Genomic DNA, 26300 nt, shown 5'->3' with positions numbered 1-26300 from the left:
CGACCATCCCGGTCGCCATCTCCCAGACACGGAAGGCATTATCCGGATCGAACACTTCAGAGTGTTTATGAAGGTGAGCCGCTGTTTTACTCCTGCGTGAAACCGACTGACCACGATGTAGCAGGCCTTCGACTGACCGAAGACCTCGCCTGACAACACCGCAAATCACTCGTGTGCCGATATGCGCTCAGCCTCGACGATCACCTACTGACAAGCCCGTTAAATGCTCAGAAAGCAGCCAGAGCCGTTCAGCAGCCTGTGGATCCATGGCCCAAGGCGCCACACCTTTGGTCCCATCCGTCTCAGCCTGCGGCAGGGCGACTTCGCAATCTTCGCAGTAGACGCCCCCAATACCGTTGAGTTCGGGTCGCGTTGCTGCCCAGACGCTTGTTGCTGCCCCTTGTTCCGGCGTCTTGAGATCGCGCGATGGATCGACTCGACGATTGCCATTCTCGTCGTAGACATCAAAAGACTTGATCTCGTCTTCGGTAAGATGGCGGGCGAGATCGGTCAGGATGATGCCCGGGTGCAAGGAAAATGACCGTACGCCACACCCTGCTCCAAGTCGATCAAGTTCAAGCGCGAACAGAGCATTTGCCGTCTTCGCCTGGCCATAGGCCTGCCACTTGTCATAAGGGCGAGCCTTGAAATCAATGTCGTCGAAATCGACTGGACCGATTTGATGGCCGCGCGATGACACAGAGACCACCCGCGCGTTGCCAGCCTTGACCAGCGCAGGCCACAGGCCTGCAACCAACCGGAAATGGCCGAGATGATTGGTGGCAAACTGGCTCTCGTGCCCAGCCTGATCCCGGGCAAGCGGCGTCGCCATGATGCCGGCGCTGTTGACCAGGATTGAGATGGGCATGCCCGCCGCAACGATCCTGTCAACAAAGGCGGCAACCGATGCGGGATCCGCAAGATCCATCGCTTCGATAACAACATTGTCGATACCGGCAAGTGTGCGTTCGGCCTTTTCGCGACTGCGAGCCGGTACGATGACACGAGCGCCGGCACCAGCGAGCGCCCGCGTCGTCTCGACGCCGAGACCGGAATAGCCGCCGGTGACAATCACCGTCTTGCCTGAAAGGTCGATACCCTCGGTGACCTCGCGTGCCGTGCTGGATGCGCTGAAACGAGATCCAATAGGTTTCTGTTCGGACATGTTGTTACTCCTTCATTTGTGGTCTGGTGTCCGTCCCCTATATCGGGTAGGTTCTCGGAGTCCCCAGCCTGCAGGATCCGGATTTCTGTCGTGATCGTCCAAAACATCCAGGATCCCCTGTCCGACGTGCTCAGCGCCATCGATGCGCGTGCGCTGTTCTCCGTGCGTTTTGCAGCCGGAGGCGCGTGGTCTGTTGCTTTTCCACCACCGGGCTACCTCAAGTTCAATGCAGTCCGTGAAGGTGTTGCCTGGCTGATCTCGGAGGGAGAGGCACCGTTGCGCATTGAAGCCGGCGATTGTCTTGTGGTCAGCGGCAAGGCGTTTACGCTTTGTAGCGATCCCAACGTGACGCCGATAGCGGCGGCAGAGGTATTCGCTGGGGGTAATCTCGATGTCTCAGTGGGCGATGGTCGGGATTTCGTGCTCCTCGGCGGCAGCGTCAACCTCGATACCGTCGATGGCTCACTCCTCACCGACGCCCTGCCGCCTGTTGTAGTGATTGACCACGAAGAGGCCGGACCGATTGGCTGGCTGCTCGAACAGTTGGACCTGGAGTTAAACAGCGCAGCACCGGGTGCTCGCGTCGCCTGCAACGACCTGCTGCGTCTGGTGTTTATCCATGTCCTGCGTGCCTATATGGCGCGCCAGACATCACAGCATCCCGGCTGGCTCGCCGGCCTTGCGGATGCTCGTCTGGCGCCCGCACTGCGGGCCATCCACGCCGATCCATCGCGCCGCTGGACGGTAGAAGCACTGGCGTCTCTTGCCGGCCAGTCCCGCTCCGGATTTGCCGAAAGATTTCGTGCCACCGTCGGAGCATCGCCGATCGACTATCTCGCGAACTGGAGGATGCGGCTTGCCGCCGCCCGGCTGCGGCGTGGCAACGAGCCACTGCCACGGATTGCACAGTCGCTCGGCTATGGATCCGACAGCGCTTTTGCCGCCAGCTTCCGCCGCGCCATCGGCCAATCGCCGGCGCGTTACCGTTCCCTGTATCGCAACAAGATGCAGAGTGAGGTTGTCAAGTCGTGACTGCTGGTTTGCCACTAGCCGGTCTGGTGCGCAGGCAGATGCAGCGTTGCAGCAAGTCCTCATTGTTTGCGACCGCTTTCAATTTGGACACACTCCGCATCATACGCCTTGAACCATATCGAACCAACGGCGGCTTGGACAAAGGCTCGCAACCTGAACCGCATTCCAAGTTCGTTGGTTGCGTAAGCAACCTGTTTAAGACAGTCTGTTACGAAAACGTAATGACATATTTTGGAGGTGAAGCATGACGACTCCCGATGAGATCCTCAACAGTCTATCCAACTCGGATTGGCAATGGATCGCGCGTCATCTCGAAAAGTGGCACTACGTCGCTGATGACGACAGACCATGGCTCACCGGCAGCACCATAGCTCGCTACATCGAGCAGATCGAAGGCAGAGTACGGGATTACGGATATAAAGGCGGAGCGCTCACCGTGCATGGGTTTGAAATCCCAGAGCAGGGCCGGCTTTATCTTGCTTATGACCAACAGTGGTTTGATTCTGCCTGCTGAGGCTGAAAGAGCGTACCTCGACCAGGAGTCCGCTCGCTGGCAACACAGGGTCGAAGAGCGTGTCCGAGATTGGCTCGATCGCCTACAGAGGCTTAACGAGACCGTTAGAACCTGGGTGGATGATCTCGGCGACCAGAATCTGAGCGTCGCCGATGCAGGCGCCGTGCTCATGAATGAAGAGCTAATGCAACGTTACGGAATTCCTCCTGTCGACATGAACGCATTCTCGGTTTTTTACGGGACCACCAAATTGGCGACGTTCCGTCCAAAGGGGCTTTGGATTGTCGGCGCAAATGGCCGTGTCGACATCGTCACACCTAACGAGGCGCCGATCCTTGTTGATGAGTCTGAGCATCTGACTCGCCCAGAGCGCTGGCATCTATACTCGTCCGACAAGCGCTCAGGTGTAGAGTTCAATAGAGAAACGTTCTTCAGCTTGCTGGGGATCAAATGAGTGTGTTTCTAGAGATTGCTCGCCAACATGCCGCCGCAGATGCAGCGTTTGAGAGTGCAATAGTTGTGGCCAATCAAGTTGATGACGAATCCGCGTTCGATCAAGGTTGGCTGGATCGAGCACGGAACGATCAAGCATATTTTCTTTTCTTGTTCACCCGTTTCGAAGAGGCGATCAATCAAGCCTTCGCCAGTTTGATAGCCAACAAGTCTGCCGGCCTCTGGCAGGATGTTAGGGCTTGGTCGGTGTGGGAGGGTAAGAAGCTTTCCGATATCCCACTTTTGCTAAAGGCTTCGTTGCTGCTCCAAAAGGGCCGCAAGGAATACAATGACGTTAGAGAGTTTTACAAAGGTCGGAATGATATCGCTCATGGGAGCCAATACGATGAGCCCTTCGTGATTCAAGTAGTCGCGCGGAGAATGACACAGATTACGCAGGCGTTTGTCACGACGTAGGCGGGACGAGTTAGAGCCCTTCCTGCAGCAAAGGCGGGTCTTCTGGCGACATGGAGTGACTTTTTGCAGTTGAAGGGATCTGAACCGTCGGCGCCCTGTACTGGTTTAGCTAAGGTCTTGAATGGCCATACGGTCGAGACCGATGAAACACCGCGTCCCCCACAACTCACTGCTCAATCGGGCGTCGGGCAAATATGCGTGGCGCTGGATGCAAATAGCGCCGGGCTGGCCCGCTGAAGGCTGCCCTGTCCATGTCGACTATAGCTTACTCCTTGCCATTTCGACACGGTGGTTCTGACATCGGTGATCATCGCTACCCGGGCTGCCTTTCAGTGCGCAGCTGCGAAACCGGTCCAGCAATACGACAGCGAAACCCCTGGGTGTCGAACTGCAGCTGAGGCGCTGTGCCCAACAGCGACCCCAACGCTGAACGAATATAGCGTGTACCGTATCCGCTGGGTGTTTTGCACGTCGCCAGACGATGCGCTGACGGAGTGGAAGAGAAAAGTACGGGTGCCCCTTAAGGAAGCTTCGGTAGGCACAACGCGAATTGTTTGGAAAACAGAATCATGAGCGACCAGACTGACAAAACCGGCGACGGCATTCACGAGAACCACTGGTGTGAGCATCCGGGGTGTCGTAATGGGGTGGCTTCGGCTTTAGTCGCAATAAAGTTGGGAAGTCGTCCTGGCATTGCTGGGAGCATTATCCATTCAAGGAGCCGTCACGATGATGGTGAACCGAAGACGTTCAGAGCGGAGGGTGCGCCGCCGGTTTTGTGGGCGGTGGAATATTTTGGGAGATCGGGTGAAAGGGGAGAAGTGAGCGGTGCCTGAACCAACAAAAAAGCCTCGCGGGTCGTCTTGGCTGGCGAGTTACATTGCGAATGCATCAGGATTCTGGAAAGCGGCCATGTGCTTCCAAATCACCTTCTTGGTCCTGATGCTGCTTCACGGCGGCGCCTTGCTTGCAGGCTGGCACAACGTTTCCAATCGGATAATAGGCTATTCGTCACTGGCCTTCGTAGGATTTTTCGTATCGCTCCTATGCCACGCATATGTGAGCATTAGGGGGTCATTGAAAGGGGATGCGGGAAAAAAGCAGAGTGAAGAAACGAGCTGAAAAGGTTTGCAATGCTCGGATGCTTTCTTGAATCCGTTTTGGGTAGCATGTTCGGAGGCGCCAACAAACCGAGGAATGGGACGGAGCGGAAAGTTCGCCGGTTGCTGGTTCCGCTTGTTATATTGTTCCTCATAGGGCTGGTGGCGTTCTCGGTCTAGTCGCCGCTGCGTAATCGGCTCCCCTAATAAAAATTCTAGCCGGGTAGACCCGACTCCAATCTCTCTGCGCGTTGAGGATCGGCCTTAAATATCGCACAAACCAAGAGGGCCATCACGCAGAGGTTTCCACGCCGGAGGGCTTCTTTTTAGATTAGCTCGAATAGTGCAGAGCGATAGGTATCCCGCGCGAAACATAAAAGCATGGAACTATGGCAAGTAACTGTTCGTTGATGTCGAGATTTTTTCTGAACGCATGCCGGGAATATCGCTATGCCACGGTACTTTTTCCACGTTCGAGACGCTGAAGGTCTCTCCGTGGATATGGAGGGGGCAATCCTCTCAACTGATGAGCAGGCCAGGCAAGAGGCCGTCCAAGCTGCAAGAGAAATGCTCTCTGAAAAAATTCTCAAGGACGAAGTCGTAGATGGCAGCTCGTTTGAAGTTATTCGCGGCGACGGCCATTTGATAGCGAGAATCCCCCTTAAATCTGTTATCCGTTTTAAGTGAAATTTGGCGCGTCGTCGCGCTCGACCATAGAGATTTCGCACATAGACTCTTCGATTATCACGTGCTCTCATTTACGACGGAGAGGACATAGATCAGGCGGGAGGGCTAAAATTATGCCTATGGGGCTTATTTCAGAGTTGGAAAAAGCGGCGTCGGACGTACCGAACCTCACTTCACACCAAATGAGAACGTTGCTGAATAGAGCAATAAATATGGTTCAAAGACTTCACGAGGAAGCACCTGGCGAGCCGATCAATCTTGATTTGATTAGCTATCTCCGCACCGCAACTACGGAGACCGGAGAGCTCTCCGAAGATGAAAAGGTGCATGTCTTGCTCGATGCAGCGGACGGTATACGTGTGCTTTTGTCGAAGGGACAAACGAGTTTGGGCGCGATCAGGCAGAACGAGATAAAGTGTAGCTAGAAGGGCCAAAGGCGCGCTCAGCAAACCAGAACGGTTATTGATAGCGCTACCGCGATAATTTAGTGGTTCTCGGGTCGTGCCAGACAAAACAAATAAACCCGCCTCCCTCTCGGCAAGTGGGTTAACTCAGGAAGCCCGCGTTTTTTGATCGGAATGAACGGGGAATTGCTCTCAATTGAAAGAATGCACTATTCGCGGGCCACGATGCCGTGGGCGGAGAACTGGGCGACCGTCGCCCTCGCTCATTGAGACCTGCAAACAATGCCGTCGATCCGTTGACCTGTTTACCGCGACGCTCAACGCTATCCTCATCGGTCGCACGCAGAGGAGCATCGATGAGCTTTTGCCGTGGAATTATTCGGGAAACGGCTGAAGTTTGCTGTGGTCTTGAACGGCATTAGGAACGAGTTCTCCCCCAGTGCGTATTGTCTTAGTTAGGGAAATTGACCTGATCGAGGGACAGACGATGGCGGACTTTTTTGAAGAATTCACTGAAAGACTTCTGACGACATCGCAAGGCAAGATACGTGTGCGGTATGGCGGGTCCGGCTTTCCCATCCTCCTTCTTCACGGACACCCCAGGGCCCATACTACTTGGTTCAAGGTCGCCCCTCAGCTTGCGCGCGACTTCTCTGTGGTTTGCGCGGATATGCCTGGCTTCGGGCGGAGCTATCAGCCGGAAACTCTCGCGGCCAGTTCGGGAAAGGCAAAGGCCGCGGCACTACATGAATGTATGGCACGGCTCGGGCATGACAGGTTCGGTGTCGCGGGCCATGACCGTGGATCGTATCGCGCGTTCCGGCTCGCGATGGACTTCCCGAAAAGCGTTGCGGGCCTTGTCGTTATGGATGGCATTCAGATCTATGAGGTTTTGAGCCGCGCAGACTGGCGTTTTGCGAAGAACTGGTGGCATTGGTTTTTCTTTGCACAAAGCGAAAAAGCGGAAGCTGCGATTCAAGCCGATCCTGACCTCTGGTATCCTGCGGAGGCAGCTCAAGGCCCAGAAAATAATCTGGACTACCTCGCTGCTACTCGAAGGCCAGAAGTGGTGCGCAGCATGCTTGCGGATTATCGAGCAGGGCTGGAGTTCGACTATGATGATGATAGACGCGACAAGGAGGCCGGCCGACGCCTCCAGTGCCCCTTGGGCGTTCTTTGGTCACTGCACGACGACATGGAAAGCTTATACGGCGACCCGGTAAATCCTTGGGCGGACTGGAGCGATCAGATAGTTCTGCGGCAGGGCATTCTGAGCGGACACCACATGGCCGAAGAAGCTCCAGACGACGTTGCCCACCATATCAAAGCCTTCTTCGCGCAACGACGATTAGCGTCTGCTTACGGCGCATTCTTGCCATCAACGCAGTAGCTGCATTATTCGGAATGGCCAATCGAGCGTGGTCAATGCAACTGAAGCGCACTTGCTTGTGCTGTTGGTCAACACAGCGTCCAAAGAGGCTTTTGAAAAGAACGGGACTCCGATTGTTTTCAAATCAAACAAGCATCTGGCTTTCGAAGTGCACGGCTCCGAGAGCCGGTAAGCTATCTGCTTTCCCGGCTGTTCGATGCCGGCTTGATTACCATGCAAGATAGCGGGAACTACAAGCAGCCTTTCACGACTGGGAGAACGGAACCAGCAATGAAACCACACCGGATGAGATCGCGCGGCAAATAGTCCCGGCAGGAAAACTGAATTTGGATTGGGAATGGGTCGTAGGGTTTACTGCGGAGAATACGCAAGGCGCGTTCTATCAACAAGTTCTAATGAGTCTGGAGGACTAGACAAACAGCGGTTGTCCGTTTGGCAGACCCTGGAATGCGCCGCGGCGAACGGCCGCTTATGCGAATCTTGAGCGCAACCGAGAGCGACGGGGATGGAAGCGCAAAACCGTCGCTGCGAGTGAACCGCAGTTTGCTCGAGCAAGCCTTGCGAGCGTCTTCGCCTTGACAGGAATCGAACCCAGAACCGGCAAACCGAAGAACTTATCACGCTGATTCTACCGCAAAAACACTCTCTATGATCGTCAAAGCTATCGGTCGTTTAAAGAACCGCAGACGTGGAGAGCTTCGCATGAGGCTGCTTAAACGGATCGGCTTTCGTTTGGATCGAGCCATTCACGCTGCTCATTGTTAGTGCTTTGACGGCCGCCTGTTCAACTTTTTACCCTTATTTATCCCAGGCCCGAGGACCGGCGGTGCTAGTCCTTTTTCCAGAGGCGCTGATGTGGATCGGCACCCAATTTGGAAAAGGAAAGCATCATGAAAAAGAATCTGCTCGCCACTGTCGCACTTCTCATGGCCATCTCTCCCGTTGCGGCTGAAGCCCGCTGCGTGCCGAACACCCCAGTCATCGCCGCTAAAGCCGTTCCCGTCATTCAGTACAAAAACACGACGATAGATGGCGTAAAAGTCTTTTATCGTGAAGCCGGCCCCAAAGACGCACCGGTGCTACTGCTTCTGCACGGATTTCCGACCTCGTCCCATATGTTCCGCAACCTCATTCCGCTGCTTGCAGACCGCTACCGCGTGATCGCGCCTGACTATCCCGGCTACGGTCAGAGTGATGCGCCCGACCACACCAAATTTTCCTACACATTCGAGAACCTGACCAACGTCGTCGACAAGCTGACAGAAAAAGTCGGCGCCGATCGCTACAGCATGTATGTGATGGATTACGGCGCACCGATCGGATACCGGCTCGCGCTCAAACATCCCGAGCGGGTTGAAACCCTGATCGTGCAGAATGGCAACGCCTATACCGAAGGCCTCGCCGCGTTCTGGGATCCGATCAAGGCCTATTGGGCCGAGAAGACGCCGGAACGCCGGGAAGCGCTCGCCGGTCTGGTTACGCTCGAAACCACGAAATTCCAGTATACCGACGGAATGGGCGATGTCTCACATATCAGCCCCGACAACTGGGTCGTCGATCAGGCCTTGCTCGACCGGCCGGGCAACAAGGACATCCAGCTGGATCTCCTGGGCGACTACGGCAGCAATGTACCGCTTTACCCGCAATTCCAGGCCTTCTTCCGCGACAACCAACCGCCAACGCTGATCGTCTGGGGCAAGAACGACAAGATCTTTCCCGAACCTGGCGCACACCCCTATCTTCGCGATCTCCCGAATGCCGAGATGCACATTCTCGATAGCGGCCATTTCGCCCTCGAAGACAAGCTCGATGTGATGGTGCCGCTCATCCGGGATTTCCTCGACCGCAAGGTTTGCAACTGATCGATAGCCAATCCGTTCCGCGGGGCCAGCGGCCCCGCAACTTCCCCCAGCAAAGTAAAAGATCATGACCAGTCCCGTTTCGGGCACCCAGACAGCTGGTGCCCCGTCCCTCTCGATCGTCCTCGTGCACGGCGCATTTGTCGATGGCTCCGGATGGCAACAGGTCCATGGCGAACTTGTCGACCGCGGCTTTGAAGTGCTCGTCGCTCAACACCCGACGACCTCACTTGAAGGCGACGTTGCCGTGACCGAGCGCCTGATTGTCGCGGCTCGCCACCCGGTTCTCCTGGTGGGCCACAGCTACGGTGGAGCCGTCATCACCGAGGCTGGCGTCAACCCGAAAGCCCAGGCTTTGGCCTACATCGCGGCTTTCGTGCCGGATGCGGGCGAATCCGTCGCGGCTCTGAACGAAGCTCCGGAAGAGCCCGGCGAAACGAAGGCACCGTTGCTGCCGCCGCAGGACGGCTACCTCGTTGTCGATCCTGCCAGCTTTCCGGAAGTATTTGCCGCCGATGTCGACATCACGACCACGCGCTTCATGGCGGCGGCGCAGTTGCCCTGGGGCCTTGCAGCGGTCATAGCACCCCTTACCCACGCAGCTTGGAAGACCAAACCCAGCTTCTATCTCGTCGCTTCCGCCGACAGGATGGTGCCGCCTAGCACGCAGCGCCGGATGGCCAAGCGTGCGAGTGCTGCGATCACCGAGATCGACAGCAGTCACGCCGCGATGCTGTCGCACCCGCAGGACGTCGCGGCGTTCATCGCAGCCGCCGCCTCGGCCGCAACGCCGACCGAAGGTGCCGGACAATGACCCGGCCCGTCACCCATCACCGAACCACCAGCGTTGAAGGCGTGGAACTATTCTACCGCGAGGCTGGAGAGAAAGGCGCCCCTGTCGTGGTGTTGCTGCACGGCTTTCCAAGCTCTTCGCACATGTACCGCAACCTCATCCCAGCGCTTGCCAACCACTATCATGTGATTGCGCCCGACCTTCCGGGGTTCGGTCTGTCGGCAATGCCGTCTTCCAGCGAATTCGAATACAGCTTTGCCACTTTCTCGGATGTCATCGCCGGTCTCCTCGAACAGCTGGGCGCCGAACGCTACGCGCTCTATGTCATGGATTATGGCGCGCCAACCGGGTTTCGTCTGGCGCTCGCGCATCCGGATCGGGTGACCGCCCTGATCGTCCAGAACGGCAACGCCTATGAAGACGGCATGGGGGATTTCTGGGGAGTGACGCGGGCTTACTGGGCCGACAACGGCCCGGTAAACCGCGACGCGCTGCGGCCTTTTTTATCGCTTGACGGCACACGTTTCCAATATCTCACTGGCACAAAAGATGAGACGCGGATCGATCCGGCGGCCTGGTTATACGATCAGCTCTTCCTCGACCGCCCGGGCAGCACGGACATCCAGCTGGACATCATCTACGACTATAGGACCAATGTCGGGCTCTACCCCGACTTCCACGCCTATTTCCGCGCCCATCAGCCGCCGGCCCTGATCCTGTGGGGCGAAAATGATCCCATCTTCCTGCCGGAAGGCGCACGCGCCTTCCTCCGCGACCTGCCCGAAGCCGAGCTTCATTTTTTTGATACGGGACATTTCGCCCTGGAGGACAAGGCGGACGAGATGATCCCGGTCATGCGCGACTTCCTCGCCCGAAACCTGATCCGTTAATTGGAACCCAAGAAAAGGAAAATGACCATGTACAACAGCAAATCCAAGCCGAGCGTCCTTCCCACCGGCGGCGGCGCAGCCCTCATCGATCCCTCCGACGCGCTGATCCTGCTTCTCGATCATCAGTCGGGATTGTTCCAGACGGTCAAGGACATACCGGTCGCCGATCTGCGCCGGAATGTGGAAATGATCGCCAGGCTCGCCACTCTCTTGAACATCCCGGTGATCACCACTGCTTCGGAACCTGCCGGCACCAATGGTCCACTGATGCCCGAGATCCATGAATTGGCGCCGCACGCCGACTATGTGCCGCGCAAGGGAGAAGTAAACGCCTGGGACAATGACGATTTCGTCGCAACGGTTCGCGCAACCGGCCGCAAAACTCTCATCATGGCAGGCGTCTGGACCAGTGTCTGTGTTATGTTTCCGGCACTCGACGCCCGCGCCGCCGGCTACGACGTCTATGCGGTGCTCGATGCCTCGGGGGATCCGAGCGAAATGGCCTCGCGGATTTCACTTGCCCGCTTCGTGCAGGGCGGCGTCAAGCCGACATCGACCAATGCATTGCTGTCTGAGCTTCACCGCACCTGGGCGCGTCCCGAGGCTGCCGAGCTTGGCAAGCTCTACGGACTTGCCGCACCGAACTATGCCGCCGTGGCCGAGAGCTATGCCCGCGCGCAGCAGGCCGCTAGAGAGGCAATCTAGTACTTTGTGCATCCGACGCCCTGCGAACAGAGCACACTTTAGGGAAATACGATATGAGTTACGGTTTCATGGATATCGCGATCACGCCTTCAGTTCGCAGGGCGCAAGCGGAAATGGGAGCGGATCATTTCTGGTCCGACTTCAAGGGACACCGCGAATTCGACCGCTTCACGGCACAGGAGACCGCGTTCATCGCACAGCGCGACAGCTTCTACATGGCCTCCGTTTCGGAAACAGGCTGGCCTTACGTTCAGCATAGAGGCGGGCCTGCCGGCTTTCTCAAGGTCCTCGACGATCGCACCCTCGCCTTCGTCGATTACCGCGGCAATCATCAATATATCACCACCGGCAATCTGACAGAAAACGACCGGACATGCCTGTTCCTGATCGACTACCCCGCGCGCACCCGGCTGAAGATCTATGCCCGTGCCGAGAAGCTGGCCCTTGAAGCCGATCCGGTACTTCCCGAGGCCATCACCGATGGTGCTTATGGAGCCAAGGCTGAACGCATTTTCAGGTTGAAGCTCGAGGCGTTCGACTGGAACTGTCCGCAGCATATCGTGCCGCGTTACACCCAAGCCGAATTTTTGGCCGCCTCTCGACATCTTCTGGACAAGGTCGCTCAGCTTGAGCAGGAAAATGCGTCACTGCGGGAGCGCCTCGATTCGCGACGAAAAGATTGAGCACGAACCGAGGAGAATGCAGCAAGGTCAACCAAAGTCCGTTGCACCGACGGCAAGCTGGGTCCGTTTGGTAGCCGCACCTGCACCCATTGCGCGGGCGCAATCCAATGACGTCTGGAAATAGCCCATCGCCTTGTCGGGCCGCCTGTTTCCGGCTGCAATCATTCCCGCAACGCGCCAAAGATCCGGATGCCACCAACGCTCTTCTCGTATGCCAGTTTCTGCAAGCACGGCGAACAGACTATCCTCAGCAAGCTGCAGTTCGCCTGCGGCAAGATATGCCTCCGCCAACAGGCTCCGGTAGAAGGGCACGCGAGCACGCCAGTTCCCCCGAAGCAATCCGCTGATACTGTCTTGCATCAGGGTAAAGCCTGCCTGCTCACCTCGAGAGGACTGGATAGCACCGGCGAAAAACTTGGCTGTCCCCTCGTAAATGCCGACACTTTCTCGCCGGCTGACGTCGGCCAGTTGTTGCTGAAGCCGCGAAGCAGTTTCGAGATCACCCTCCACGAAAGCGATCGGAAGGGCCGCAAGCGAAATTGCATTGCCCAAGGAGATCATGTGATCGAGATCGGCGGCACGATCGATCGCCTGACCGGCCAGCCGGGAGGCACGATCAGAATCACCTTGTAACCAAGACAGAAATGCCTGAGAGAAACGAATACCGGCTGGCAAATCGACCTGGAACCTGGACAAGCCATGCCCCTCCTGCAGGTGACCCCAATCATCCATCAGCGCCTCCAGGTCGGCCGATGCCGAATTGAACTCGCCTGCATAGATCTTGATATGCGCTAAAAGTCGTTTGCCGTCGGGCGCCGTCGTCCAGTCCAGAGCCTTTGCTGCCGCAAACTCGTTCATGCTGCGCAATGCCGTGCGGGGCCGGCCGGAATAGGCCAGAAAAACGGCCTGTCCGCACACCGATCGTATTTCAAATTCCGCGTCGCGCGACTCGTTCGCATGAAAGATGCTTTCGCGCCAAGCATCATCGGTTTGCGGGTGCATGTGGCGCGCCAGTGTCATGGCCCAGGCCCGAGCCGTGGAGAGCTTGGCTCGGCCCAGTGGCGCGAGCCCCATGAGGGCAGCGCTGTTTGACCCGGCAAGGTCGATGGCCTCCAGCATTTCCCTAAACGCCGATAGTTCTTGCCACAGCGGCAAGGCAGCGACTACCAATTCGACACCCAAAGCCGCATCGCCTGCGGGATCAAACGCCCAACCGATGGCCGCGCGAACGTCGTCGATCTGCCTCCGATATTTGCCGAGCCATTCGCGAGATGTCTGCGACGACCAATCCCGTTCGGCAATCTGCAGCTTGTCCTTTGTTCGAACGGCAAAATGTCGTCTTGCCTTCTCTCTGTAGAGGGAACCTGAAAGACGCCGCGCGGCATAGGCACCCGTGCTTTCGGCAAGTCTGTAATGCACAGTCCCGCCGTCGTATTCCGCTGATACCAGCGACTTTGCCACGAGCTGCGACAGTGCGTCTCGCCCGGTCATCGGCTCTAGGGCGCCGGCGAAATACATCGCCTCCACGTCGTCGGAGTTGAAACGGCCGGAAAATACCGAAAGCAGACCGAGCAAGACCGCCTCACGGTCAGGAAGAAGCCGATAGCTCCAGTCGAGCGTCGCCTCCAAGGATTGGTGGCGCAAGGGTGCATCCCTTGCTCCCCGGCTCATGGTATCAAAGCCATCCCTGAAGAGGTCATCGAGCGCAGAGGGTGCAAGAACACTGGCCGTACCGGCGGCCAGTTCGATGGCGAGTGCCAAGCCGTCCAGCCGTGAGCAGATCGAAACAACACTGCGGACATATTCATCAGTAGGCTTTATATCGCCTAAGCCGTACGCCTTTGAAATGAACAGCTGGATTGCCGGAAACTGTAGCGCGTCGCTGATGGACATTGTCGTCGTCTGGTGCGGATAAGCCAATCCTGAGAGAAAATGAATCTGCTCGTGCCGCGTCCGTAACGGCTCGCGGCTGGTCGCAATGATCCGCGCCGAAGGAACGTCCGCGGATATCCGCTCAACGATCGTCGCGGCCATCGCGACAACGTGCTCGCAATTGTCGATGATGAGAAGCAGCCGGTTGCTGCGAAGGACGTCGATCACGCCTGCGATGGGATCATCAAACCCAAGCGACACGCCGAGGGCAGACGCGATCGCCGGAACCACAAATCGCGGGTCGCTCAGCGTCGAGAGATCCGCAAAGGCGATGGCTTCGTTTGCCCCGCAGGATTGCTCAGCAACCGTAACCGCAAGAGACGTTTTTCCCGCGCCGCCTGGCCCGACGATGGTGACGTAACCCGCTTGATCAAGCTTTTCCGAGATCTGCCGGGTCGCTTCATCGCGGCCGAGGAGCGGCCGAACCTGTGGTGCCGCGATATAATGGCTTGTGCTGGCAACCACTTGCCGGGCTGGCGCCGGGCGATCGCTTTCCAAGGCGGCGACGAACTTGTAACCTCGCCCAGCAATGGTTGCGATGTACTCCATAGAAGGATCAAGTTCGGCCAGCGAGCGTCGAAGGTTGCCGACATTGACCTTCAGGTTATGGTCGTGGACGATATAATCTGGCCATACATGCGCAAACAGATCGGCTTTGCTGACAACCTCGCCCGCCCGCGCCACGAGCAGGGTCAGAATGTCGAAACCTCGCCCACCGAGGCCGACGGGTTGCCCCTTGTACAGGAGGGATTGAGCTTCTGGCAGAAAACGGAAATCTCCAAACTGGAAAGCGGTCTGTTTCGACAATGTCTGTAACCCGAGATCGTGTGACACCCTGCTCTCACAATTCAAAAAATCTAACGATATACCGCGCTGGCCAGTTTTCAAGGCGTATGGAGACAGGTTGCACCGCAGGCTGGCTCAAGATGAAGGTTGCCAGGCCTCTTCGCAGATCTTCGATGGTGTTGGAAGATCGTCTAGCTCGCTCAAAATCGCTCAACGCCAAAGTCGGCGCAAATCCTCATCAACGGCATTTCTGGCCCAGACGGGCGTGCAGGATTCGCCGATGAAATTGTTCTATTTTTAATCCGACGGTTCCGTTATCTGCTTTCGGCGAAGTGTCGGCCATTGGAGTACTCTCTTGGATTCTTGTTCTTCTGATCAGCCCTGCCTCACGCAGGAGGATGCCATTGAGGCCAAAGCTTTCATTGATCTGCACAAGGCCGCCCGCGGCCGATTGACGGACGAGGAGCGGTTCGCATGCGTTTCCATGAATGGTGGATGCACGATCTCACTACCGAGCGCGCCTGCGATCGGCCTCAACCGTATCCTTGGCCTCACCACACGTGAAGATCTCGACAAGGCCTACAGCTGGATGAGGGGAAAGACGGGGAACCGGTTCTTACAAGTCAATGCCGACACTGCATCGGACGAGCTGACACAGTGGATCGAGACGAAGGGGTTGGTTGCCTACGGACCTGGATGGGCGAAGCTTCGGCGATCCACGGACACGGTCCCTCTTCCATCGCCAGGCACCGTGAAAACACGAAAAGTTCGGCCCGACGAAGCCGAGGTATTCGGCGCCATGATGTGTGCCGGTTTTGGCTTTCCGGAAAGCCTCACTGCTCTATGGGCAGCAATCGTGGGACGCGACGGATGGTCTTGTTTCTACGCGTTGGATGGAGACACACCCGTGGGAACAGGAGCGATGTTCGCTTCAGGATCCTTCGCGTGGCTCGGCGGTGGAACGACCGTGCCGAGCTTTCGAAATAGAGGTTCACAAAAGGCCCTAATTCAAGCTCGTCTAAAGGAAGGCGCAGACCGTGGCGTGTCGACTTTCGTGGTAGAGACCGAAGTGCCATCGGCCGAAAAGGCCAACATCTCGAACGCCAATTTAGCGAAAATGGGTTTCGTGCATATCTATAATCGCAGCAACTTCATTTTATGACACTTGCTGTCAAGAGAGGACCAAGGTCGTGCATTAGCAATATGATTTGGTTCGTCAGCTTAGTGCGACTGACTCTACGGATATTTATGGGGCCACTACATTGCAAGGTTATGCCTTGGCTCTTGAGGGGATTTAACCATTGGCACGCTTCTTTCTTCCCGATGCAGTCGGTCCGTAGGACGGCTCTATGGAGGTCGACATCATAGGAGCCAGCGCTGGGTGTTTTCTCGTATAAATATGTCCGAAGAGTTCGGCAGCGAATGCTCTTCCCTCAACTCGGCTATCTCTCGGCCATATGAAGCGGCACCTCTACCTACGCTTTACCCTGGGCCACAGCTCCAATAAGATTCGAAAACACCCCCTCGGCCTCGGAAGCGGAGCAGTTTCCCCGTGTAACAGCGCTTGTCAACGCGTCTCCTGCCGCAACCAATGCCGCGCAGGCCAATGCCAGCGATTCCGGCTGAAAGTTTGAGTGAGGCCGTAAAACATCCATGAACATTTCGATCACAGCATCGACTAGCTCTTGGTACACGTTGGCTTTCTCCTCGCTTCCTGCAAGCGCTGCGCCGACAGCATGAAATTCGTCACCTTGGTCGGTTCCGCAGGCCAGATAAGTTTTAGCCAAAGCCAATATAGTCTCTTTCGCCGGTCGATTTCCCTGAGCCATAAGTGTGCGAAACGCGGCAATGCGTTCGGTGTCTATCCAACGATAGAGTTCAATTAACAAACCCGTTCTGGTCTCGAAGTGCTCGTAGGTCACAGGTTTGGAAACGCCCGCCCGCACTGCCAGGTGACCTAGTGTCAGCCGATCAGCACCTTCTTCCCGAACGATCAGGCGCGCCGTCTCTAGTAGCTGCTGACGCCTCTCGGACTTCGAAAGTCGGCCTTTAGTCCTATTGTCGATGGCAGCTTTTTGCTTTTCCACTTGCATACCTACTTTTAGTAACCTACCATGTGTAGGAATCAGTAAACCACAGGTATCGTGATGTTACAAGCTTCTGGAAGTCTCCACGACCCAATACTTATTATCGGCGGCGCCGGCGAGGTTGGGCGATGGGCCACACGCTTCTTGCGTGAGCAATATCCTGATGTACCAATCCTCATTGGCGGTCGCGACGAGCAACGCGCGATACGAGCAGCAGCAGCTGTCGACTGCGCGTCTGCGGTGGTAGTGGACCTCACTGCCTCTGACCTGGGGCTAGGCGAGCAACGTGTCTCGGCGGTCGCAACGCTCTTTACGGACAAAACCGGGGCAGCTCTCCGCTGGGCCCAACAATTCGGCGTTGGGCACGTCAACATCTCACCAAGCATAAGCGAGCTGGGCTTGGAAACTGCTACATTCATGCAGAGACCTACCGCCGCGCCAGTCGTCCTTGGTACAGAATGGCTCGTTGGTGCGACAAGCGTACCGTCACTCTTGTTCGCCCGAGAATTTGGTCGTCTGGAAAACATTCATATCGAGGCAGTGCTCGATGAACAGGATGCGTTCGGACCTGCAGCGAATGCAGATCTTGAGCGCCAGATGTATGCGGGTGCTGCCGCTCTTTTGAGAACGGTTGGCGCGTGGCGATGGTACCATGGCGCCGAGACCAGATCCAAGGTGCGCGCAATCGACGGCACCGAGTTGGACGCGAACGTGTTTTCGCCAAACGACGTCTTGTTGTTGGCAAACGCAACCGGCGCTCCTGATATTCGGTTCGACCTGGCCATTGGAATGAGCTCCACCCGCCGGAATGGCGGACCGGTATCGACTGAAATCATTATCAACCTTTCGGGCCTGGATCACGCCGGGCAGCAGCTTCGGAAACGTCACGCGATCGTTCACCCCGGGGGGCAGATGCCGCTAACGGGTCTGGGTGTCGCGCTCGTTCTTGAACGCTTGGCTGGTCTCGCGGGCGATACGCCCCGACCGGGCCTCTATTTCCCAGCCCAGCTCATCGACCACTCCACATACTTTGATAGGCTTCGCGCATCAGGCGGTGAAGTCATTGAATTGTAGCCGATCCAACACGCGCTGCAAGGCTCGGATCAAGCATAACCTGGAGCAGAAAATGAACCACACTCATAAAGCATCAGCCGCCACGGATCATCCCGTACACCATTCGCAAATCGAGGCCAACGGAGCCTCTTTCCATGTGGTTGAACAAGGCCGCGGTCCAATAGTGCTCTTCTTGCACGGATTTCCAGACACTGTGGAAACGTGGCGTAGCCAGATGCAAGTTGTCGCAGAAAACGGATACCGCGCGATCGCGCTCGACATGAGGGGTTTCGGCGACAGCTATGCCCCGAACGATCCCGCACTTTACAGCGGGGCCCTAATTGTTGGCGACCTGATTGGCATCCTTGATGCGTTGCAGGTGCCTACCGCAACCATCATATCCCATGACTGGGGTGCCGACCACGGACAACGGGCGATGGTCATGCGACCGGATCGTTTCAACGGCATCATAACGCTCGGCATCCCGTTCCTGCCGCGTGGCGAGCTGAGTACATGGGACTTGCTACGCAGTCGCGGTCTCGGCGATCTCTATTATGCTTTCGACATGATGAAGCCGGAGACGGATGACCGTATCCGTGATGCCAGCAAGACTATTCCGAGTGCACTTTATTGGCTCTCGGGCGAACCCGCCGAAGGAACCGGCTGGGACCCCATCGACGCAAAGCGGAATATGTTTCGACCTGCCCCTGACGTGCTGCCGACTTGGGCCGATCCAGCCTATGTGAAGCACAACATCGACACGTTCCAGCGAACGGGATTCAGAGGCGGTCTGAACCAGTACCGTGGCGTGCAGGCGACGTTTGAGCATCTCGCCGCGTACAAGGACGTACTGATCAAGCAGCCATCGCTTTATATTTGGGGCGATGCAGATGGGTTGTGCCGACTGTTCCACCCGGTCCCACCAACCGTGGAAGAGATGCGCAAGACAGCGCCCGGGCTCGTCGATGTCGTGCGCCTGGAAGGTGTAGGTCACTGGCCTCATCATGAGGCCCGCGAACGCGTGAATGCCGAAATCATCAAATTCCTGAACGGCCTGAATGCCGCCGTTTCAGCAACTGTCTAATCGATCAAGGAACATAGAACCATGATACTTTCTCACGCACTTCGTACAGGCGATCTTGCTTCGGTCAAAGAAGCTATCGACGCCGGGGCGGACGTTAACGCTAGAGGCCCCGATGGTCTCACGCCGTTGATGATCGCGTCTGCGCTTGGGCAGGCACAAGCTGTTGCTTTGCTCCTTACTGCCGGCGCGGACGTGCTGACGGCGGACCCTCGAATGGGAGCAACGGCAATCCACAAAGCGGCACAGTCCGGCAGCGCCGACGTGATCGGGATTCTGCTTGACCACGGAGCCTTCATCAATCAGCAATCGCCAGTTCTTGGCAATACCGCATTGATGGATGCCGTGCTTCACAAGCACGAAGCTGTTGTGCGGGTTTTGCTGTCGCGCCGCGCGCGCACCACGATACGGAATTACTGGCAACAGACCGCGCTCGACATCGCCAAGTATGACGACCTGAAAGCAATCGCAGCGCTGATTGAGGAACGAGATGAGGCGGATGAAAAGCACATCGCCAGCTTGTCGATCATCTCATCAGTCAAGGCCGGAAATATTGAGGAGGTGAAGCGGCTGATCGCAGATGGCGCGGATTTTGAGGTTCGGGTGCCGATAACCGGGACGTTCGATGACGACTACACGCCTCTCGGTCTTGCAGTTCGCGAAGGTCATGCCGAAATCGTGCGCCTATTGCTGGATGCTGGGGCAGATCCTCGCCGCACCATCGGTCTCATGCGCGGTTCGCCACTTCACGATGCTGCCTATTTTGGGAAGGCGGATCACATCGATATTCTGACGTCAGCAGCAAAACAGGGGGGACACACAGATTGAGCTCGATGCGCAGGGTCCTTACAATGGCCTGACCGCTTTGCACGATGCTGTTTGGCATGGATACGTAGATGCAGTTGCATCCCTTGTGCGCGCTGGTGCTCGCCGTGATCTGAAAACTCACTCGGGCCTAACACCACTGAGCCTCGCTACTCTCTACGGCTATGAACCGATCGTTGAAATGCTGAGCAGCGACAGTCAGCAGACTGGATCCCAACCAGAAATCCGTTGAGTTAACTCGTTGAGCTCTCAAGGGCGCGGCGATGGAAATTAAAGACTGATCCGTAGTGCAGTGGTGTGATCTCGGTTTGATGGCCAAGCTGCGCAAATTTCGCTCGTTTAGCTACCGCACATCAACAATTTGCGGTAGCATCCGGGATGGTCGAACGCGTGGGGGACGGGTCAAAAGAGCCGCCATAGCTAGTCTCTGGCAGCCCACATGAAAAACGTTTCTCGCTGTTCTCCCGCTTTGACCGCGTCCAGATAGCGGGTCTTCCAGACATCAGCAATGAACGTCTCCATCGTCGTGGGCAATTTCGGACGATACTCGTGCTCCCCATGGAACCTTACGATGCCACTGTTCAAAGCGTCAGCACTGAGGGTGTCGTCCTGCCATTTCTCCAGCGTCCCGAACCGTGCCAGAAATTCAGCCTCGACGTCTTTACGGGTCGTTTCGATGTATCGGTAATCCACCGGCTTGCCGATCTTCTTGCCAATGATTTCGGCCAGTTCGTTCATCGAGACATCTTCCGAGCCTACTTCGAGGTATACGCGGTGTCTGCCCCTCGGATTGGTCAATTCCTTGGCCGCCAGCCACGCAATGTCATCGGTCGCCACCCAGGGCATCTTCAAATCGGGTTTGCAGAACCAGGCAATTCGACCGTATTTGGCAACCGGCCCCGTCCACGCCGATACGTCGTCCATGAACCAAGCGGCGCGCAGGTGGACCAAATCGATGTTGCCGAGTTCGTTTAACTTTTCGTCCAGATCGTGAAAGCATTCGAAATGGCCCGTTTTCCCCTTCACGTCCGAACCCATGGCCGTCAGGCTCACGGCCAGGTTGACAGAGGATTTTTTGAGCGCATCGACAAAGCGCTTGGCAACAGCGGGGTAATGCCCCTCGATGTTGTTCCAATCGGTCTTCACCATCAGGAACGCAGCATCGGCACCCTGGAAAAACTGGTCAAGGTCTCCCTCTCCGGTGTCAAAGCTTCCCAGAAATGGCTCTGCACCAAGCTCGACCAGCGCGCCCAGCGCGGGGCCACCTCGCGACAATGCTCTAACCTGATGCCCGGCCTTCAGTAAGTTCCGGGTAAGTTTAGCGCCAACTCGTCCCGTGGCACCGACGACAGAAATTCGCATGACAGTCTCCTTGCGGTTGTTGATCGCCGATTAGTAGACTATTGCTGTGCGTACGAATTTGGAGATAGTGCCAAATGATCTCGAAATCGGGCCAATCCGCAAAACTGCTGCGTTCCTGCTACGATGACATTGATCTCGACCAGTCGGATCGTCCGGCCTTCGCTGTTCGCCTCGACTTCAATGACTATGAGGCTGAAGTACCCCAACACCAGCACAAGGAAGGGCAGCTCATCTTGGCCCTGCATGGGGCCGTCACCTGCAAGACGGAAAATGGCATCTGGATTGTCCCACCAGACTGCGGAGTCTGGATACCCGGCGGCGTGCCCCACAGCAACCAGGTGACGTCCAACGCACGCCTGTCCTATCTGTTCGTTCAACCAGGCGCAGCGACACTGCCTCATGAGTGCTGTACTTTGTCTGTGTCACCGATGCTCCGCGAGATGATCCTCCGACTGGCGGATGTACCCGTCAATTCTCCTCCGGACAATCATGTCGGCCGTATGGTGCAGGTCTTGCTGGACGAACTCGCGCAAATGCCGATACAGGGGCTGGATTTGCCCGCCTCCAGCCATCCCAAAATCGCCGCGATCACCGCTGCCCTGATGGCGGAGCCGAGCGATCGTCGCACCCTCCTGGATTGGGCGACACACGTTGCCATGAGTGAGCGATCCTTGAAGCGGCTGATGGTCCAGGAAACGGGACTTACCTTCGGCCGATGGCGGCGGCAACTGCATCTGGTCATCGCGTTGCGCGAACTGGCCAGCGGCGCGACGGTCCAGAGGGTGTCGAGCGACTTGGGATACGAATCCCCTACCGCCTTTATCGTCATGTTCAAGAAGGCATTGGGAACAACACCGACCCGCTACTTCGCGAGGTGATTTTCCGAGTAGTCGAATTTCTCAACACTGGTCGGCCCTTGCAGCACGTGCGGTGACTACAATGGGCCTACTACGGACGATGGATCTTGCGTCGTCCCGCTCAGGAACAAGGTCGAAAAAGGGCTCGACCTCACCCAGCCGATCAGAGAGGCGACGGTAGCGCTGGGATCCGGGATCGACAGCCCCCCTTTGTATCAATCATTTGGATTTTCGGCGTTGAAGCTATTGAGAGGATGCGCGTTACTTCTAAGTGCATGTCCCCAAAACACCAATACCCACGCCTTGAACGGATACGAATCAACCATCCGTGAAACATGAAGATTTTAGCCGCACGCGATGAGTCGTGGATTTTCGCACCAAATGGTGCTATATGAGCTACTCATCTACGGGGGCGGGAACATGCGATCAACCATAAATATCGACGACAATCTTATGGAACGGGCCAAGTCCCTCACGGGCACCAAGGAAACAGCAGCTCTCGTGCGGCAAGCGCTGGAGACACTCGTGCGTGTGGAATCCGGCAAACGGCTGATCGCGCTTGGCGGCTCTATGCCTGAGGCTGAAGCGTCGCCTCGCCGACGGAGCGACGTGGCAAAGTGATCCTGGTAGACACCTCGATCTGGATAAATCATTTTCGATACGATGACTCAGAACTACGAAAAATCATCAATGATGACCAGTTGCTCTGCCACCCATTCGTTGTGGGCGAATTGGCGCTCGGCAGCTTAAGAGAGAGGGCTGCAGTTTTAGAATTCCTAGCAGCTCAACGCGAGGCGCTAATCGCGACCCATGCAGAAGTAATGACGATCATTGATCGTCATTCGATATTCAGCATGGGGATTGGTTACACAGATGCGCATTTACTTACTTCAACGTTGCTCGACCGGCGATCAAGCTTGTGGACAAGAGATAAGCGCCTAGCGGCCGCAGCACAAAAAGTTGGTGTGGCACTTTACACGCACGCGCAAGCCTCTCGTTAGCCCAGCAACGCAGGACGCCCAGCAATATTGTGGCTCTTGAACGGATCTCGAACCGTCGTCCACGCGTCGTGGATTGGCTAAGCATTTTGCGACGCAATTCATTCACACTCGCTGGCGCCGCCCTAACTTGGTTTTGCTGGCTAATCGGAATGATGCGCACCGAAAGAATGATCGACCGAACGGCGGTATAGCTAAGGTCGCCAAGTTGCGGAGAAATCAGCGCGGAGACGTAGAGGAAGGCGCTGCGGATACCGCTGGCTTGTGATCGCACACCGCTTTCAAAAGCGAGATTGTCGTCGCTTGAGCAGTTTTCGAAATATCCGCATATCCTTCTCTATACTGAAGCTTCCCCATAACTGTGCTAGCGAGGCCTGCATCCATTCTCTCGGCGACGGCCAATGCAGCGGCGGCCCTGTTTTAGAATGGCAAGAGAGCTTCGAGAACGTATCCATCGCCGCATGCCTTGGCGATGCACGCGATATCGAACATGTCACGTGGCTGAAGAGAGGATCCTCGATAGTGAACCTTCTTCGCGATGATTTCGCCCGGGGTCTCAAGGTCAACTTGGATTCCACGTACTGCGACGCGGGATGTTGGATCGTTGGTCAGACTTGGAGCACAAATGAAGTCAATTTCACCGATGCCCGCGAACACGATTTTCAACGCATGCGTCCCGTCCGAAACATATTCATCTGGGTTCACCTGCAGGGTATAGCCCTGTGTTGTCGGGTTCAGATATGGGAGGACCTGCGGATCATCGACGAAAATGTCGATATCGAAGCTTTCACGATGGTTTATCTGGAGCATAAGGGCGGTGCCACCCCCGAAAGTCCAGCTATCGAGGAGTTTAAAAGAAGAGTTCGCCTGATTGATAATTGACGCAGCCTGGTCGAAAAGGCTTTCCCATTGGCTCATCAGGACAACCCTCAGGCGGCTAGGGCGAGGGGATATCCAGCTAGCTGCGAGAATTTCTGGGCAATCTCGGATGCTGTACCGTGGTCGATTTCCATCTCATCCAGAAACTGGTGCTGGAGCTCGGCTTTCACTTCGGAATAGAATGAGAATGCCGAAGCATCGAAATTCTCAACGCTCGCAAAATCCGAAATCTTCGAAGCGAGTTGCTCAGCCGAAAGGTTCGTCCCGTAAGGGGCGTTCACCGTCGACAGTACCTTAATCGCAACGCTAGACATCGTTATCACCACCAATTTTCAATAAGTTATGTAATACATACCCGCCAAAAACGCAAGAAACACAGCAGACGCAGGCATGCAACGGCATTAATCCGGCTTATTCCAGTTCTTGTCACAAGAGCAGACGAAGCTGCGGCGTTTTTCTTCCCGGTGCATGTCTACTACACCGGGAAGAGGCATTTTGCGGCTCAGAGGCCGGCGCGCGCAAAACCGTGTTCAACGAGCCGGTCGATTACCTCAGGATAGCTGACGCCGCTTGCCGCCATCGCCTTCGCATACATGCTGATATCGGTGAACCCCGGAATGGTGTTCACCTCGTTGACCAAAAAAGCCATGTCCTCGGTCAGGAAGAAATCGACGCGCGCCATACCGTCGCAACCGAGCGCCCGGAAGGCGAGTGCTGCCGTCTCGCGGATCTTCGTCTCAACCTCTGGCGGAAGCTCTGCCGGAACCGTCAGCGCCGCGCCATCGTCGTCGATATATTTCGCATCGTAGCTATAGAAGCCATGGCTTTCGGCCGGGATGATCTCACCCGGGCGAGAGACGAACAGGCCACCCTTGGCGTCCTCGAGCACGCTGCACTCGATCTCGCGGCCGCGGATGAATTCCTCGGCAAGCAGCTTGCGGTCATGCTTGAAGCCCTCCGCGAGCGCCGGCGCAAATTCCTGGTTGCCGGAAACCTTGCGCACGCCGACCGAAGACCCCTGACGCGCTGGCTTAACGAACAGCGGCAAACCCAACGCGATCTCAAGCGTGTCGAAGGACGGCACCCGATCCGCATGCACGTTAACAGCACGCGCCACCGGTAACCCCGCCGCCCGCAGCAGCTGCTTGGCGATATCCTTGTCAAGCGCTGTCGCTGAACCCAGGATGCCGCAGCCAACCAGTGGCACGCGGGCCACCTCCGCCAGTCCCTGCACGGAACCATCCTCGCCGAAAATACCATGCAGAACCGGGAACAGAATATCGATCTTCCCGGCATCGCTCGTCCTGCCGCCGTCGATGGCGATCATCCGCCCACGCCCGCCGGGCACCAATGCGATTTCGGTGCCGTTTGCCGGCCTGGCGAGCACGCCATTTTCGAAATGGCTGAGCAGCCACTCGCCTTCCCGCGTCACGAAGATCGGCACCGCCTCGTATTTCGAGGGCTCCAGTGCCCCCACGACATTCGTCGCCGACATGACGGAGACGTCGTGTTCGGCCGAGCGGCCGCCGAAGAGAACGGCGATGCGCAGCTTGCCGCGGGAAGATGTCATGAAAACCCCCAAAATAATCTCGTGTCTAAATAGTCTAAATAGATGTCAGAAGCCGATCGCGATGCCGCGATTGGCAAAGAAGCGGTCGAATATGGCAAGCGGTAGCAGCACATCCGCCTGGCTCGCAGCATCATGACCGGATGGATTGTGGAAACGGACCGTATCAGCCGAGGCTGCCGTCACCAGAATGAGATGCCCGCCTTTTGAGGGCGGCATGCGTTCCGGCCAGCGTATGCCGCTATTGACCGAGGCGATGAAGAACGGGCGTTCAGCGAGCAGACCGGGGATGCTCTCTGTTGCGACACCCGTCATCGTTTCTGCCGAGAGCCCGAAGCGCTCGCCCACATAGGTCACGAAGGGCGCATAGATCAGTCCCTTGATCGAAGCATCCAGCTCGTTGACGACATAGCCGCCATAGGCGGTGCAGGCACGGGCGAGAGCAAGCGTCGGAAGCAGGTCGCCGCGCGCTGCCAGGATCATCTTCAGGCAGGCCATGCCGCAGACATTGACCGCCCAGCGCGCGTATTCCTCGATCGTCTCGGCACCCGATTGCCGCCAGAGCGGATCGCGCAGCAGCGCCGCAGATCCTTCGGCAAGCACGGGCAATGTCATCTCCGGTGTTTCCCACTGACTGAAATAAGGAACGACGCCTGTTGATAAGGGCATGGCAAAAATCTCCTGAGCGGTATACTCGTATACGAGGTTGCTTGGCATGATCAAGATGATTGCTGTCTCGGAG

General features: G+C 56.8%; 29 protein-coding genes and 2 pseudogenes. 23 read left to right on the top strand and 8 right to left on the bottom strand.

What is annotated here, in order from left to right; translation table 11 throughout:
- Positions 1-187 precede the first annotated feature (187 nt).
- Positions 188-1165 (bottom strand): oxidoreductase, encoded by a 978-nt coding sequence (locus tag RBH71_RS03330; protein WP_003517458.1) that lies wholly within the window; start codon positions 1163-1165, stop codon positions 188-190.
- A gap of 90 nt (positions 1166-1255) precedes the next feature.
- On the opposite strand from RBH71_RS03330, the gene RBH71_RS03325 reads away from it, so the two are divergent.
- The 15 genes and pseudogenes from RBH71_RS03325 to RBH71_RS03260 all read left to right on the top strand — a co-directional run bounded on the left by RBH71_RS03325 (position 1256) and on the right by RBH71_RS03260 (position 12131).
- The gene (locus tag RBH71_RS03325) at positions 1256-2197 is read left to right on the top strand and encodes an AraC family transcriptional regulator (RefSeq protein ID WP_003517460.1); all 942 of its coding nucleotides are present in this window, start codon (positions 1256-1258) and stop codon (positions 2195-2197) included.
- Positions 2198-2441: 244 nt separating this feature from the next.
- Entirely contained in the window at positions 2442-2711 is a 270-nt protein-coding gene (locus RBH71_RS03320; protein ID WP_323687070.1) for a hypothetical protein, read from the top strand.
- Between the two features lie 115 nt (positions 2712-2826).
- Positions 2827-3165, top strand: a complete 339-nt coding sequence (locus RBH71_RS03315) for a hypothetical protein (RefSeq protein ID WP_323687069.1) — start codon at positions 2827-2829, stop codon at positions 3163-3165.
- Positions 3162-3620 (top strand): hypothetical protein, encoded by a 459-nt coding sequence (locus RBH71_RS03310; protein ID WP_113556447.1) that lies wholly within the window; start codon positions 3162-3164, stop codon positions 3618-3620. The genes RBH71_RS03315 and RBH71_RS03310 overlap by 4 nt, the downstream gene beginning before the upstream one ends.
- A gap of 1550 nt (positions 3621-5170) precedes the next feature.
- A complete protein-coding gene (locus RBH71_RS03305) occupies positions 5171-5407 on the top strand; it encodes a DUF6894 family protein (protein WP_111805039.1) in 237 nt (78 codons plus the stop codon).
- Positions 5408-5520: 113 nt separating this feature from the next.
- Entirely contained in the window at positions 5521-5832 is a 312-nt protein-coding gene (locus RBH71_RS03300; protein WP_111805040.1) for a hypothetical protein, read from the top strand.
- A 146-nt stretch (positions 5833-5978) separates the two neighbouring features.
- Positions 5979-6205: pseudogene (locus RBH71_RS03295) on the top strand (IS66 family transposase); the annotation flags it as partial.
- Between the two features lie 93 nt (positions 6206-6298).
- Positions 6299-7201 (top strand): alpha/beta fold hydrolase, encoded by a 903-nt coding sequence (locus tag RBH71_RS03290; protein WP_113556476.1) that lies wholly within the window; start codon positions 6299-6301, stop codon positions 7199-7201.
- 28 nt (positions 7202-7229) lie between these two features.
- On the top strand, positions 7230-7373 hold the full coding sequence (locus RBH71_RS03285) for a helix-turn-helix domain-containing protein (RefSeq protein WP_416349297.1): 144 nt from the start codon (positions 7230-7232) through the stop codon (positions 7371-7373).
- A complete protein-coding gene (locus RBH71_RS26600) occupies positions 7325-7507 on the top strand; it encodes a helix-turn-helix domain-containing protein (protein ID WP_394805460.1) in 183 nt (60 codons plus the stop codon). Before RBH71_RS03285 ends, RBH71_RS26600 begins: the two co-directional genes overlap by 49 nt.
- 584 nt (positions 7508-8091) lie before the next feature.
- The gene (locus RBH71_RS03280) at positions 8092-9063 is read left to right on the top strand and encodes an alpha/beta fold hydrolase (RefSeq protein WP_060642257.1); all 972 of its coding nucleotides are present in this window, start codon (positions 8092-8094) and stop codon (positions 9061-9063) included.
- Between the two features lie 64 nt (positions 9064-9127).
- Complete coding sequence (locus RBH71_RS03275) at positions 9128-9874, top strand: alpha/beta hydrolase (RefSeq protein ID WP_323687068.1); 747 nt, start codon at positions 9128-9130, stop codon at positions 9872-9874.
- The gene (locus RBH71_RS03270) at positions 9871-10743 is read left to right on the top strand and encodes an alpha/beta fold hydrolase (RefSeq protein ID WP_060642255.1); all 873 of its coding nucleotides are present in this window, start codon (positions 9871-9873) and stop codon (positions 10741-10743) included. Before RBH71_RS03275 ends, RBH71_RS03270 begins: the two co-directional genes overlap by 4 nt.
- Before the next feature lie 27 nt (positions 10744-10770).
- Complete coding sequence (locus RBH71_RS03265) at positions 10771-11448, top strand: isochorismatase family protein (protein ID WP_060642254.1); 678 nt, start codon at positions 10771-10773, stop codon at positions 11446-11448.
- Between the two features lie 53 nt (positions 11449-11501).
- A complete protein-coding gene (locus RBH71_RS03260) occupies positions 11502-12131 on the top strand; it encodes a pyridoxamine 5'-phosphate oxidase family protein (protein ID WP_113556450.1) in 630 nt (209 codons plus the stop codon).
- Positions 12132-12158: 27 nt separating this feature from the next.
- Here the strand turns inward: RBH71_RS03260 and RBH71_RS03255 are convergent, their stop codons facing one another.
- Positions 12159-14870 (bottom strand): ATP-binding protein, encoded by a 2712-nt coding sequence (locus RBH71_RS03255; protein ID WP_323687067.1) that lies wholly within the window; start codon positions 14868-14870, stop codon positions 12159-12161.
- Between the two features lie 334 nt (positions 14871-15204).
- On the opposite strand from RBH71_RS03255, the gene RBH71_RS03250 reads away from it, so the two are divergent.
- On the top strand, positions 15205-16011 hold the full coding sequence (locus RBH71_RS03250; protein ID WP_019565658.1) for a GNAT family N-acetyltransferase: 807 nt from the start codon (positions 15205-15207) through the stop codon (positions 16009-16011).
- A gap of 313 nt (positions 16012-16324) precedes the next feature.
- Here the strand turns inward: RBH71_RS03250 and RBH71_RS03245 are convergent, their stop codons facing one another.
- Positions 16325-16942, bottom strand: coding sequence for a TetR/AcrR family transcriptional regulator (locus RBH71_RS03245; RefSeq protein ID WP_113556452.1), 618 nt, complete (start codon positions 16940-16942; stop codon positions 16325-16327).
- Between the two features lie 393 nt (positions 16943-17335).
- Here RBH71_RS03245 and RBH71_RS03240 point away from each other — a divergent pair, with 393 nt between their 5' ends.
- From RBH71_RS03240 to RBH71_RS03225, 4 genes are read left to right on the top strand one after another with little or no spacing between them, the layout of a single operon-like run.
- On the top strand, positions 17336-18010 hold the full coding sequence (locus RBH71_RS03240; RefSeq protein ID WP_245482038.1) for a hypothetical protein: 675 nt from the start codon (positions 17336-17338) through the stop codon (positions 18008-18010).
- Positions 18011-18062: 52 nt separating this feature from the next.
- Positions 18063-19073: an alpha/beta fold hydrolase gene (locus RBH71_RS03235; RefSeq protein ID WP_113556454.1), complete on the top strand. Its 1011-nt coding sequence runs from the start codon at positions 18063-18065 to the stop codon at positions 19071-19073.
- A gap of 21 nt (positions 19074-19094) precedes the next feature.
- Complete coding sequence (locus tag RBH71_RS03230; protein WP_323687066.1) at positions 19095-19898, top strand: ankyrin repeat domain-containing protein; 804 nt, start codon at positions 19095-19097, stop codon at positions 19896-19898.
- 37 nt (positions 19899-19935) lie between these two features.
- Positions 19936-20127 carry an ankyrin repeat domain-containing protein gene (locus RBH71_RS03225; protein ID WP_323687065.1) on the top strand — a complete coding sequence of 64 codons (192 nt, stop codon included), beginning with the start codon at positions 19936-19938 and terminating at the stop codon, positions 20125-20127.
- A gap of 188 nt (positions 20128-20315) precedes the next feature.
- On the opposite strand, the gene RBH71_RS03220 is transcribed toward RBH71_RS03225, so the two are convergent.
- Positions 20316-21257, bottom strand: coding sequence for an NmrA family NAD(P)-binding protein (locus RBH71_RS03220; protein WP_060642076.1), 942 nt, complete (start codon positions 21255-21257; stop codon positions 20316-20318).
- A 74-nt stretch (positions 21258-21331) separates the two neighbouring features.
- Here RBH71_RS03220 and RBH71_RS03215 point away from each other — a divergent pair, with 74 nt between their 5' ends.
- The 3 genes from RBH71_RS03215 to RBH71_RS03205 all read left to right on the top strand — a co-directional run bounded on the left by RBH71_RS03215 (position 21332) and on the right by RBH71_RS03205 (position 23115).
- Complete coding sequence (locus RBH71_RS03215) at positions 21332-22135, top strand: AraC family transcriptional regulator (protein WP_060642075.1); 804 nt, start codon at positions 21332-21334, stop codon at positions 22133-22135.
- Positions 22136-22534: 399 nt separating this feature from the next.
- Positions 22535-22735 (top strand): type II toxin-antitoxin system VapB family antitoxin, encoded by a 201-nt coding sequence (locus RBH71_RS03210; RefSeq protein WP_013637280.1) that lies wholly within the window; start codon positions 22535-22537, stop codon positions 22733-22735.
- Positions 22732-23115 carry a type II toxin-antitoxin system VapC family toxin gene (locus RBH71_RS03205; RefSeq protein ID WP_060642074.1) on the top strand — a complete coding sequence of 128 codons (384 nt, stop codon included), beginning with the start codon at positions 22732-22734 and terminating at the stop codon, positions 23113-23115. The genes RBH71_RS03210 and RBH71_RS03205 overlap by 4 nt, the downstream gene beginning before the upstream one ends.
- Positions 23116-23331: 216 nt before the next feature.
- Here the strand turns inward: RBH71_RS03205 and RBH71_RS03200 are convergent.
- The 4 genes and pseudogenes from RBH71_RS03200 to RBH71_RS03185 form a co-directional block, all read right to left on the bottom strand.
- Positions 23332-24030 (bottom strand): annotated as a pseudogene (locus tag RBH71_RS03200) (nucleotidyl transferase AbiEii/AbiGii toxin family protein).
- Positions 24031-24041: 11 nt separating this feature from the next.
- A complete protein-coding gene (locus tag RBH71_RS03195) occupies positions 24042-24305 on the bottom strand; it encodes a hypothetical protein (protein WP_013637284.1) in 264 nt (87 codons plus the stop codon).
- Between the two features lie 188 nt (positions 24306-24493).
- Positions 24494-25561, bottom strand: coding sequence for a D-alanine--D-alanine ligase family protein (locus RBH71_RS03190; protein ID WP_113556455.1), 1068 nt, complete (start codon positions 25559-25561; stop codon positions 24494-24496).
- Positions 25562-25606: 45 nt separating this feature from the next.
- Positions 25607-26227 (bottom strand): C39 family peptidase, encoded by a 621-nt coding sequence (locus tag RBH71_RS03185; protein ID WP_025591215.1) that lies wholly within the window; start codon positions 26225-26227, stop codon positions 25607-25609.
- Positions 26228-26300 lie beyond the last annotated feature (73 nt).

Source organism: Rhizobium sp. AN68, from assembly GCF_030758035.1.
GTDB classification, from domain to species: domain Bacteria; phylum Pseudomonadota; class Alphaproteobacteria; order Rhizobiales; family Rhizobiaceae; genus Agrobacterium; species Agrobacterium tumefaciens.
This window is presented reverse-complemented; position numbering and strand designations above follow the sequence as displayed.